Source organism: Mesotoga sp. UBA6090, from assembly GCF_002435945.1.
Lineage (GTDB): Bacteria > Thermotogota > Thermotogae > Petrotogales > Kosmotogaceae > Mesotoga.
Map to the genome: position 1 here is coordinate 23558 of NZ_DIXC01000084.1, position 11237 is coordinate 34794.

The 11237-nt window shown below is 47.1% G+C and carries 9 protein-coding genes; 4 read left to right on the forward strand and 5 right to left on the reverse strand.

Annotated features, from left to right (window positions below; translation table 11 throughout):
* Positions 1-53 precede the first annotated feature (53 nt).
* Together B3K42_RS12785 and B3K42_RS12790 are read left to right on the forward strand one after the other, a co-directional pair.
* Positions 54-863 (forward strand): PQQ-binding-like beta-propeller repeat protein, encoded by an 810-nt coding sequence (locus B3K42_RS12785; RefSeq protein ID WP_181419136.1) that lies wholly within the window; start codon positions 54-56, stop codon positions 861-863.
* A 5-nt stretch (positions 864-868) separates the two neighbouring features.
* Complete coding sequence (locus tag B3K42_RS12790) at positions 869-1963, forward strand: lysophospholipid acyltransferase family protein (RefSeq protein ID WP_110991214.1); 1095 nt, start codon at positions 869-871, stop codon at positions 1961-1963.
* An 11-nt stretch (positions 1964-1974) separates the two neighbouring features.
* On the opposite strand, the gene B3K42_RS12795 is transcribed toward B3K42_RS12790, so the two are convergent.
* The 3 genes from B3K42_RS12795 to B3K42_RS12805 all read right to left on the reverse strand — a co-directional run bounded on the left by B3K42_RS12795 (position 1975) and on the right by B3K42_RS12805 (position 6100).
* Positions 1975-3474, reverse strand: a complete 1500-nt coding sequence (locus B3K42_RS12795) for a PLP-dependent aminotransferase family protein (RefSeq protein WP_110991213.1) — start codon at positions 3472-3474, stop codon at positions 1975-1977.
* A gap of 352 nt (positions 3475-3826) precedes the next feature.
* Positions 3827-4774 carry a phosphotransferase enzyme family protein gene (locus B3K42_RS12800; protein WP_258367487.1) on the reverse strand — a complete coding sequence of 316 codons (948 nt, stop codon included), beginning with the start codon at positions 4772-4774 and terminating at the stop codon, positions 3827-3829.
* 57 nt (positions 4775-4831) lie between these two features.
* Positions 4832-6100 carry an MFS transporter gene (locus B3K42_RS12805; RefSeq protein ID WP_110991212.1) on the reverse strand — a complete coding sequence of 423 codons (1269 nt, stop codon included), beginning with the start codon at positions 6098-6100 and terminating at the stop codon, positions 4832-4834.
* Between the two features lie 178 nt (positions 6101-6278).
* On the opposite strand from B3K42_RS12805, the gene B3K42_RS12810 reads away from it, so the two are divergent.
* Positions 6279-7472 (forward strand): hypothetical protein, encoded by a 1194-nt coding sequence (locus B3K42_RS12810; RefSeq protein ID WP_110991211.1) that lies wholly within the window; start codon positions 6279-6281, stop codon positions 7470-7472.
* A gap of 25 nt (positions 7473-7497) precedes the next feature.
* Positions 7498-8043, forward strand: a complete 546-nt coding sequence (locus tag B3K42_RS12815) for a hypothetical protein (protein ID WP_110991210.1) — start codon at positions 7498-7500, stop codon at positions 8041-8043.
* A gap of 419 nt (positions 8044-8462) precedes the next feature.
* On the opposite strand, the gene B3K42_RS12820 is transcribed toward B3K42_RS12815, so the two are convergent.
* Together B3K42_RS12820 and B3K42_RS12825 are read right to left on the reverse strand one after the other, a co-directional pair.
* The gene (locus B3K42_RS12820) at positions 8463-10184 is read right to left on the reverse strand and encodes an ABC transporter ATP-binding protein (RefSeq protein ID WP_292599154.1); all 1722 of its coding nucleotides are present in this window, start codon (positions 10182-10184) and stop codon (positions 8463-8465) included.
* A 199-nt stretch (positions 10185-10383) separates the two neighbouring features.
* Positions 10384-10554 carry a hypothetical protein gene (locus B3K42_RS12825; protein ID WP_292599155.1) on the reverse strand — a complete coding sequence of 57 codons (171 nt, stop codon included), beginning with the start codon at positions 10552-10554 and terminating at the stop codon, positions 10384-10386.
* Positions 10555-11237 lie beyond the last annotated feature (683 nt).

Genomic DNA, 11237 nt, shown 5'->3' on the forward strand with positions numbered 1-11237 from the left:
GGTTATTATTTCAATAGGGAGTTCGCTAGATCTCTAGATTACGAGGTGTTGTTTTGAAAATAGCTGCGATTTGCATTGTTCTTGTCGTCTTCTTGTCAGGCTGCATCTTTTCCGGAACAGAAGGCTCATTTCAGTTCAGTACTCCCGTTATCAGGAAGAACGGAGAAGTCTTCGTCAGTACATCTGACAGAATCTACTCTTTTGCTTCCGGCTCAGATTCGGGTAAGACAATATTCTCGTTTGAACCGGGAGAAGGTGAATGGTTTAGCTGTGCTCCTTCTGTCGACAGTGACGGCAATCTCTACATCGGGACGACAAAGGGCAGGCTCCTGAAAATCTCTCCGGAGGGTGATCTCAAATGGTCATTTGGCGGAAATGAAATGGAAGGTGCTTCGGCAATCACGGGCAGTCCTTCATTCGATCAAAGCGGCAATGTGCTCTATGGAGCTTACGACGGGGCGCTATACTGTCTCTCCTCCGACGGACAAGAGCTTTGGAGCTTCGATACTGGAAGAGAGATCTGGTCAAAGCCCGCAGTCGGACGAGACGGAACGATCTATTTCGGAACGATGGCAACGGGCGGCCAGCAAAGCAATCGCTTCTACGCGCTCAAGAACGGAGAGGCCAGATTGTTCCAGCTAAACATCGCAGATGGAACACTGGAGAGATCCGATCACATAGGAAGCGACAGCCTCGGCTCTCCTGTCATGAGCCAAGAGGGCGCTCTGTATTATGCAGTCACCTTGAACGACATAGGAGGCAGAAGCAGACTGGGTTCACTGTCGACCCACTCTTTCCCTTCCGGATCGTGGCCGATGTACGGGCACGACCACAATCGCTCGGGCAGGCAAGAAAGCTTCTGATTTAGATGACGAAAAGACTTCCAGGCGACAAGCTTCTCTGGCGAATCCTGTGGCCGATTTTTAGACATCCCTTCATAAAGAGATACAATCTACATGGAATCGGCCTCCAGAGATTGCCGGAGCCACCCTTCATCCTAATCGGCAATCATGCATACTTTATCGACGCCGTTTTGATCGAAGCGCTTGTAAGTTATCCGATAGTCTGGGCCGTCGCGGCAGGGAACTTCAGTAATCCTCTCTCGGGGCCCATACTAAGAGCGGGAGGCGCTATTCGAAAGAGAAAGGGCGTCCCCGATCTTCCAGCCATGAGGAAAATGATCGAAGTAGCCAACACCGGCGGAGTCCTGGGCCTGATGCCTGAGGGATCTGTGACCTGGGATGGGGAGTTCGACGAAGTACCGCCAGGCACAGCGAAATTCCTGGATAGGCTGAATGTACCGATCGTCGCCGCCAGAATGAGCGGTGCCTATCTCACTAAACCAAGGTGGGCCGATCATCACAGATGGGGAAGGATCGAGGTTGAATTTCAGAGTTTTGAGGGCAAGGGAGCGCTCGGCTATCTCTCCGAGGCCTCCGACTGGCAGTGGCAGGAGAAAAAGAGAATTCCCTTCAAAGGCAAGAGAAAGGCCGAAGGAATCGAGAAAATCATCTGGTTTTGCGAAGAGTGCCATTCATTCCAGTCAGTCAAAGCAAAGGGAGACTCGGCGGAATGCGAAAAATGCGGTCTTACCTATACGGTTGACGATTTCGGTTATGTTTCCGGAAGAACTGTCACCGATATCCTCGAGGTTCAAAGAGAATTGCTCTCTGATTACATAGCAAAGAGGGGTAAAATAGATGCCGGAGAGGGAGTAATAACGGAACTTCAAACTGGAACCGACAATAAATCAGAGTTCTCCGGAAGAGTCACTCTGGACAGAAACTGCCTGAGAGTGGGGGAGAAATCTTACTCACTTTCGAAGATCAGAGGCTTCTCGAACTTCCTCAAAAGAATCAACGAGTTCAACTATGAAAATTCAATTATGAGACTCAAGACCGAAATCTCTTCACTTCTCCTGTTCTGGGCCCACAGATATTTTTCCCATTCTGGAGAGAGTTAGGCTTACGGCAGCTACACGACCACAGAAACAGTGCCTTCCTCATTTATGTCACTTGTCGTAATCGACTCGATTACCTTTGAGAGTCGAATTATCCCTTCTTCTATCTGTTCAAGGGGAACTCCTAGAGGATTGAGCCTTACGAAGTTCCTGCCGCTCGAGTCAAAGGTGAAAAGACTTCCCGGTGATACTGCAACTCCGTTCTTAATCCCTTCGGCAACCAGTTTCCAGCAGTCCAGCGAGGCCGGTAACTCAAGCCAGAAGAAGTTTCCTCCCTGGGCCTCGTTGACTTTCACGTAAGGGGGAAGATATCTTAGGCAAGCTCTCTTCGCAGCTTCTTTTTTATCAAGACAGAGCCCAAGATACCTTTTCAAGAAACGGTCGTATTCCCCCGTAGAAAGGAGCTTCGCGGCGACCAGCTGGCTGATGTTCGGAACTCCGAGTGAGATCATTCTTACCGGTTCGATCAGCTTCTCTATCAACGCTTCATCGGCAGCTATCCAGCCGATTCTAAGACCCGGAGCATAGGCCTTCGATAGCCCTCCTATCTCGATCACGCAGTTGTGATGATCGTAGTACTTAAGTGTTTTCGGCGCAGGACGACTATACTGAATCTCCGAGAAGACCGTGTCATCAATTATCGGAACGGAATACTTCTCTGCAAGTCTTACCAGCGACTCCTTTTTTTCCTCAGACATGTTTGAACCCGTTGGATTGTGCGAACAGCTCATGGTATATATGAATTTCACCCTGCTCCTTTTCAGGACATTTTCAAGAGTCGCAAAATCCAGACCTTCAGAGTTTCTGCCGACGGGGAGCACTCGATGCTGAAACATTCTGCAAATGTTGATTATGTTTATATAAGTCGGATTCTCGACGACGATCGTTTCACCTGGCCTGGCAAGCGCAGAAAACAGAAGATAGACGGCCTCCTCTGCACCAATAGTTATTAGAATATTCCTCGAGTTTACATGCATCCCGGAACCGTTCAGTCTCAGACACAAATACTTGATGAGCTCGGAGTTGCCCCTAAGCGACGGATAGTCGAGCGAACTCTTCAATTCATCTTCGGTAAGATCTGACAGAATTCCTTTTAGGAGGTTTGTTTGCTCGTCTCCAACAAGCGGTATGCCGGTATCGAACCTTATACAATCGTCGGGCCGGCCCTTAAGAACGCTGGCCCATCTCGCCGAACCGGCCGGAACTGTAGCCCATGAGTTAAGCTGTTCTCCCCACGATATCATGTCGAATTCCTTCTGAGGCGGTCGGACTGAAATGACGTAAGTACCGCTTCCCGATCGGGAATCCAGAAGGCCGTCCATCTTCAGTTCGTTATAGGCTTTCACAACAACGCTCCTGTTCAGCCTGAGCAACTTCGAAAGCTCTCGCTCGGAAGGAAGCCTTGTTCCCTCAGAAATCTCCCCCCTCATTATCGCAGTTCTCAACTGATCTGTAAGCTGCTTGAACAAAGGGACTCCAGAGCCCTTTTCGATGACGATTTTCAGCCCGAGCATGGATTCACCTCCTCAAATTGATTATACTTTGACAGGGGCTATTGACCATGCCATTATACTGTCAATAAAACATTCCATTTATTTTCCATCGATCTCTTTCTCTTCCAAAGGGGCTCAGCTGAATAACAGGGTTAAAGACTCCAGTGCAAAGTGGATCGCTCCAATTGCTCGGATCCGACTGCCGTTATTCTGATGGCTGGCATATAGTTTGAATATGGGTCAGCGATCAATTAGCAGAAACCGAGGCGAGGGATTCTGCGCAAAATATCCAATTCGGGAGAAACAAATGAAAAGAAACTAAACTAAGGAGAAAAGAAAGCACGGCGGGAAATTCACTATCTCTTGAACAACACTAGATCGCCTTTTCGGAACCGGCCAGGATCAAGCCCGACTTTTCCTTGATCCGACTGCTGTTTTTGTACAGCCATTTGAAAACATTCTTTGCGAAGCGCGCTTCTTCAGTCAATTCTTTCGCAGTAAAGTAATGAATCTGGATAATTGAAATAGCAGAAAGAAGATAGACAAAACTCTCCCTCTCGCTTGAGGAAAGAGAGTTTTCTGAGGAGTATCCTTCAAGCAAATACGGAAGCAAATAGAGAAAAAGCGACGGAGAACCGATCTTCAGAAACTCGGTGAAAACGCTGTGAGCTAGATAGGCGAGATCTAGCACTTTCACTTCTCGAGTCGCACAATCAAAGTCTACAATCCCCGAGACCTTCCCCTCGTGGATGATTATGTTCCCGGGATGGTAGTCGCCATGAATGATCTGGACCGGCAGTCTATAGTATATCTTGTAGAAATCGGTGAAGAAATCCTCAACACTTTCAAGTTCCATTTCGAGGTCCCCTGCACTGAAGTATCGCTGGGCAGATGTCAGCGACTTCAGCAGATTCGTTCTTTCAAGTTGATCGTCGTCTATCTCCTTGAGAGCTTTGTGGAGCCTTCCGGTGAAAATTCCAAGCTCAACCGCCGTCTCGGGAGTGGCATGAGAGATGTTTGAGTCGGCCTTTTCTCCTTCTATGTAAGAAAACAATGAGTAAACGTACTTGCCGATTCTTACTTCAGACTTGCCATTGCGGGCATAAACGGAAGCCGAAACAGGAACTCCGGCACCGACAAGACTTGCCAGGAGCCCACTTTGACAAGATTCAGCAGGAATACCCGCGGCCCTTCTCTTCAACACATACAAACATCCGCCAGAGCTGACTACCGAAGCTCTGCCATTCAATGCTCTTTCAAACCTGATCTTTTCCTTAAACCCCCAGAACCTGGAAATCCGGGAGAAGGGAATTCTTGGCATATATAATCACCCCGGATACAAACAAAATCATTATACAACATTTCGATCCGATAACGTTCATGCCGATACATCACTTTTCACCGCTGAAATTCTCTTCCTGACTCTGTGGGCTATCGTTGTTCCCGAGACGAGCAGAACCGTGACTACACCTGCCCAGAAGAATGCGCTCCCTCCGCCGGCTCGGTCTGCGATCGATCCGACAAACATGTTTCCGAGCGGCGTCGAGCCGGCGAACACAAGAGAGTAAACGCTCATAACTCTTCCTCTATACTCGTTGTCAGAGTTTATTTGCATCAAGCTGTTGGCAGTGGTGGTAAAGAAGATGTTAGCAAACCCCATACTCCCGATAAGCAAAGCCGAAAGCAAGTACGAACGATTGAACCCCATAATGATGAAAAGCGAAGAAGTTATAAACGGTACAACAAATAGCCTCGTCTTGCTCGGCCCACTGGAACTTCTGCCAGCAACAATCAGTGCTCCAAGCAATGACCCGACTCCCAAAGAAGACATCAGAAGTCCATATCCCTGAGCATCAAGTCCGAGCTGATTTCTTGCAAAAACAGGAATCAAAACACTGTAATTCATGCCAAACGTACTGACGATTGCGAGAATCAAAGTTGTGGTGGTCAGTATCGGACTCTTGAAGAGATAGATCAGGCCTTCTTTGATGTCAGGTATCACGGTCCCCTTTGGTCTCTTCTTTACGACCGGCGCTACGTCAATTTTGAACAGGCCGACTATCACAGCTATGAACGTGACTCCATTAACGAAGAAGCACCAACCCGCACCGACAAGAGCCATTACTACCCCCGCCAAGGCGGGTCCTACGATTCTTCCAAGATTAATGACCGTTGAGTTCAGCGCAACTGCGTTAAGAACCACATCACGACCCACCAATTCGATCATGAAAGATTGTCTTGCAGGAATGTCGAGTGTCTTGACCATTCCAAGACCAAACGCCAAAAGGAAGATGTGCCAGTATTGAACTGTATTCGTAAAGACAAGAATCGCAAGTATGAATGCCAGGATCATTGAGGCTATCTGAGTTAACATTACGATGCTCCTCTTGGGGAAACGATCAACGAAGACCCCTGCAGGTAGTGATAGAATGAGTACCGGAGTAAATTGCGCAACGCCGAGAAGACCCAACAGGAAAGGGGAATCCGTTGTCGTCAAGACGAGCCATGACTGAGCGGCTGTCTGCATCCATGTTCCCATGACGGATATCAGTTGACCTACCCAGAAATATCTGAAATTCCTTACTTTGAGTGCCGGGAACGTCTTTTCCATTCTAGAGAAGAGCAACTCCTGTAAACTGTTAGCCAAACGAATCATCTCCGAGGCTATTGTACTATATTTCCCAGGGTTATAATTGAAGTGCGGTCAATAGATTTCAGATATTATAATTGAACAGAGAGAGTACTGAGTATGGAAGACTGTGCCAAGAATGAAAGCCCCTAGGTTCTTTCAGACCACCAAGAAGCGAAGGAAGGAGGCAAATCAAATGAATGATGTCGCTACACGCGTTCTTCGAAAAGCTGAGATGGAAAAAGAACTTCAACAGCTCCTCAGTGCAGAGGCCGGGATCAGATCAGATTCATATCTTCTCACTTTCTACTTTCCGATGGAGAATCTCAAAAGGAGCGATGCGGAAAAACATTTGAAGTCAAATATCCTCGACTGTCTGAGAAAGGACGGGAAGATAACCGGTATGGGGAAGATCCATCAGAAGGTTGTTGAAGCCGTCCTAACCAAACTCGGAAACATCGATGATCTGGGAAGAGGATTGGCGATTTTTGTGGAGTTCCACACTGGCGAAGATATGAAAAACGATAAAGCAATCGAAGGTGTCAAAATCATCCCGCTTCATAGAAAGCCCGAGAAGGAGATTTACGTAGGCAAGACATTCGATCTTGATCAAATGATCTGGCTTTCAAGCTCCTCGGCGGAGGCACTTGTTGTCTCACTGGAGAGGGAAAAATCAACGTACTATGTAATGGAAGGAAGAAGACTCTCTCTTATTAAGAGCATCGAAAACGAGTCCATTCGAGAGAAAGAACAGGAGTATCTGGAGGAGTACTCTCCCTCACCTTCATCGGGAGCGATGTATCACGGGAACGCTTCGGAAAAGGTTAGCAAGGTAAAAGAAGAAGAGAACAGGAGATTCCTTCAGAAAACCGCATCATTAATCAAGAACGACGAAGAGATTCCAAAAGACGTAGAATACCTCGTCTTCTATCACTCTTCTTCGTTCAATGAGAGTATCGAAAAGTTCCAGAAGGAAGCAAAACATCTGATTCCGGATGCATACCCAATCTTCGTTCAAAAGACACTCAATCAGGAGAAGCAACTTCAGGAAGAAGTCGAGAAACTAATCGATAGCGAAAGCAGGAGACTTCGAAAGGAATTTCTGGAGATGGCTCAGGAGAATTTCGACAAGTATGTCGAAGGTTGGACGGAAGTCTCGAAAGCAGCAAATGACAGAAGGATCGACACGCTTTTCATTAATCCTCTTGAGAGGAAAAGAGGTTATGTTCTTGACAGAGAGCTTGTATATACGCGCGCCGTAAAGGAGAGCAGAGAAGTTAGAAATGTGGGCCCATGGATCGTGCGAAGCGTAATAAACAACGACGGAAAAGTCGTAGTGGTTGATAAGGAACTCCTTCAAAGTGAGATTGCCGCAAGGCTGAGATACTGATATAAGACTCTTAGGAGGTGTGTAAGTGAAACAGCTCGCAGTATTTGTTCTGGTTATTGGTCTGGCCGCAGGTTTGATGGCCGCCCATTTCTCAGTGGGAATGGGCTTTGTTCTCAATCAGGACAGGCAGACAAAGGAATTCGATCTACAGTTCTTCGGGAGGACTCAGGTAGGCTGGATGTTGTTTAGCAAACCCGTCTTAGGCATTATTGCAGATGTTCCGGTCTTCGGATTCGGCTTTGAGGAAATGGAATTCTATTCTCTTGACCCCATGCAGTCCCTCATAGGACTTTATGCCGAACTAGGACTCGAAGATCTCTCGCCTTCTCTTCCGCCTGTTTTCTTCAAGGTAACGGCGATGACTGAATTGTCTAGCGTCCTTGCCGCTCGAGACATGAAGTATCTTCCGCTGGTTTCCCACATCGGAGCAGGCTACGACATGAGAGACTTCAGTCTTGAGTTGGCAACTTCAATCATAAATGTGGGATTCAGCCAGGGAGGGCAGCTTGCGAGGCACTCGACCTTCTTCCCCCACTTTCATCTGGCAGGCAGATACAATTTCGGTTTCTAGTGCAGACGGGCCAAATGGCCCGTCTTTGTTCGCTACGGGCTGGAAGGTCGCTGATCCGAAGCTGCAAAGAGGAAGAAGAGCATTCTCGAAATATGCTTAGGGGTGTATCTTGATAGATCAAATCGCAATGAGGAAAAACAGCGTAAGGGGTAAATGATTGGGGGACAAAAGTGAACCTATCTCCCTTGACTCTGTTCCGAGATTTCATCCTTGCCTTCATGGCGCCTTCGACGACTTCCAGAAGATGAGTCGGGGGGTTAAAGTCAGAATTCATGCCTTTCCCCTCCGGCATCATGAGCCAAGCTCTACATCCGCATCCCGATCTTGTCTGCTTTGAAACGCGCACCAAGAAGCCTGCCTGATATGTCCCTGTCCGGGGCTTTCACAATGCTCCGCTGGGCGCCTGATCAATTATCCTTCTATTCATCTTTTATTAGCTGAAGCGAGTAAAGCTTTTTGTATTCGGAACTGGTCTTCAGCAGCTCGTTGTGAGTTCCGCTCGCAACAATAACCCCATTACTGATTAGCGCCACTCTGTCGCTCAGTAGGACAGTCGATAATCTATGAGCAACCATCAGCACGATTATGCCTTCAGATCTCAGACCCAAAAGGGTATTCTGAATTATTTCTTCAGTCTTTGAATCGATATTTGACGTGATCTCATCAAGAATCAACAGTTGTGGTTTCGAGACCAGCGCTCTTGCCAGCGCGACCAACTGTCTCTCTCCACCTGAAAGCTGAATGTCTGCAACTAATGTGTCGAGTCCATTCTCGAATCTTCTCGACAATACGTCCAGGTTTGTTCTTTCGAAGATGTTTTCCAAACTGGCTTCAGAAATCGATCTACCCAGGGTGATGTTTTCCAGGAGAGTACATCTTTCAAACAAAGTTGGTGTCTGCTCCACAAAACCGATATAGGGTCTGAGTGATGCCGAATTCGATACCGGATCGCCATTTATGTATATGGTTCCCGACTGGGGCCTTTGAAGTCCCATAAGAATATTCAGAGTAGTGGTTTTGCCGGCGCCGCTCTCACCTACCAGCGTCGTGATTTCCCCTTTCTTCAATTCAAGAGATAGGCCTTTTAGAATTTGCTTTTTGCCGTAGCCGAACTCAATATTCTCTAAAGAAATGCTCCGAACATTTTCTAACCTAGGACTACTATCGCTCACTTCTTCAGGAGCTTCCAGTACCTCGATTGTTCTCAGGAGTCCTCCCCAGCTTTGTCTTAGAAGAATGTTCACCTGCATGAGCAGCTGAATAGGGTTGAACAATGATTGAACATAAGCCCAGAAAGTCATCAGAATTCCTACGGTAATCTCACCCTTCATTACCAGGTAACCACCATAGGCAAGCAATGAAAAGGAAATCAGTCCGTTTATCGACGTCTTGAGTGTACCGGCGATTTTTATTGCCTTTATGAACCTCTTGCCCGCATAAACATGGTCTCCTTGAAAACGATCGAAGAAATTCATGACCCAGGCAAATGGCATAGCGATTCTGATCAGTTTCATATTATCGATTATGTTACTTGTGACTCCTGCCAGTTCGCCGAATTTTTCCCTCTCTACTTTGCTCCTTTTCTCCACCATAATATTGAACAACATTATCACAAGAAAGGAGAACACGATGAAGCCCAGGGGCAAAAGAGTCAATTTCCAATTAAAAGCAAACATGATTGCTAGAATCGCCGATATTTGAACGACTCCCAATAACAGTATCGGAAATACCTGTGCTATAACAGTTCCCACAAGTTCCAGATCAGATATTAATCTCGATACGAGCTCGCCGGTTTTATTCTTGTGGAAAAAGTCGAAAGGAAGAACAAACATCTTTTCTAGCAATTGCTTTCGCAAATCCGATTTTGCCATGAGAGCCGTGGTTTCAAAAACCACCTCGCCAAAATAGGTAAAGATCAAGCTTCCAAACCAGAGCCCGACGACAAGCAAAACGTATTTTACGAGAAGGTCCATATTGCCAGAAGGGATAACTACATCAATTAGCAGCCTTATCAATAGTGGAAAGACAACTGCAAGCGCAACCATCACGCCGACCAGAACTGCAGCCAGCAATTCCCGTTTCCAGTAAACCTTGAACAGCTTGAAAACAAACCTGCGAACTGTCTTCTTTTCATTCTGCATATTGTCACCCCCGGGTTGTTGTTTCACAGGCCATTCGAGAATATCGCCTTCTTTTCCAGCTCTGTTAGTCTTGATCAGTCACTTTTTGGAGAACGAAATGGAAAGCCCTCTTGTAAACTCATGCTCCTACCTCCTCGGTTTGACCTAACTAAACTGGACAATTGCCAAAATGGACAGGGGACATAGCAATATTAACACATTACACTCTTATTCCAAAGATGTGAATTACATTTCGACAGAAGCTGCACGAGACTACTTCAGGAAAATCATTTTCGACATTTCGTGATGCGCCAAAGACATCGGCGGTCGCAATGCCCGCTTTGCGGGGAAAGAGCAGCTGAACGCTGATGAAAACCACGTTGACCGTCAACGGTCCTCCGTCCTCTGAGACGAGAGCAAGGACCAGAAGTGATTCCCGGAAAAACGTCCGGGGAAGTGATGCTGCTTCGCAGGAAGAAAAATTAGCCAGTCTTCTACGCAGGCCGATCTTCTTTATCTGTCATCCCATTCAGAATCATATTCTTCTTGTAGGGGCGAACAGCTGTTCGCCCGAAGAGGTGGAAGCCTTCTCACAGGCGCAAGACAGAAGGCAAAAAGTAGTCGGTTTGCTAACTCAGGCCAGTCGCATTAGACAAGGTTCTCCGTTAGCCGTTCACCGTCATCCGAGAAGATCATCGTTGCAAGTTCCAAGATGCAAGTTGCAAGAAGAAGCCAGACCCTATCTGAAAGAGCAATGATAAGTGCCATCCGCCTCTCAAAGTCCTCTTCCTTCAGCCTTTTATGTCTCTGACAAAGATTCTGGTCAGAATCTCGATTCTTGGCGCGAAGATCCGCTCTTCGCTGGTGGTTGAGCGCTTGAAAGAGCAAGGGCATTAAGAACAAAGTCAACCGTCAACGGTCTGCCTCCTCCGAGAGATAAGAACAGTTGTCAGTTCCAAGATCCAAGTTGCAAGAGTTAGAAGAACGGTTATCAGTTATCGGTTCGCCAGTTTCAGAGAAGTATAAGAACAGTTGTTGGTTCCAGTGTCCCAAGAAGGCGAAGAAGGGAACTTC

Excerpts from the sequence above, each read along its gene's own strand:
- B3K42_RS12790 (WP_110991214.1), top strand. The coding sequence starts at position 869 with ATGACGAAAAGACTTCCAGGCGACAAGCTTCTCTGGCGAATCCTGTGG.
- B3K42_RS12795 (WP_110991213.1), bottom strand. The coding sequence starts at position 3,474 with ATGCTCGGGCTGAAAATCGTCATCGAAAAGGGCTCTGGAGTCCCTTTG.
- B3K42_RS12800 (WP_258367487.1), bottom strand. The coding sequence starts at position 4,774 with ATGCCAAGAATTCCCTTCTCCCGGATTTCCAGGTTCTGGGGGTTTAAG.
- B3K42_RS12810 (WP_110991211.1), top strand. The coding sequence starts at position 6,279 with ATGAATGATGTCGCTACACGCGTTCTTCGAAAAGCTGAGATGGAAAAA.
- B3K42_RS12820 (WP_292599154.1), bottom strand. The coding sequence starts at position 10,184 with ATGCAGAATGAAAAGAAGACAGTTCGCAGGTTTGTTTTCAAGCTGTTC.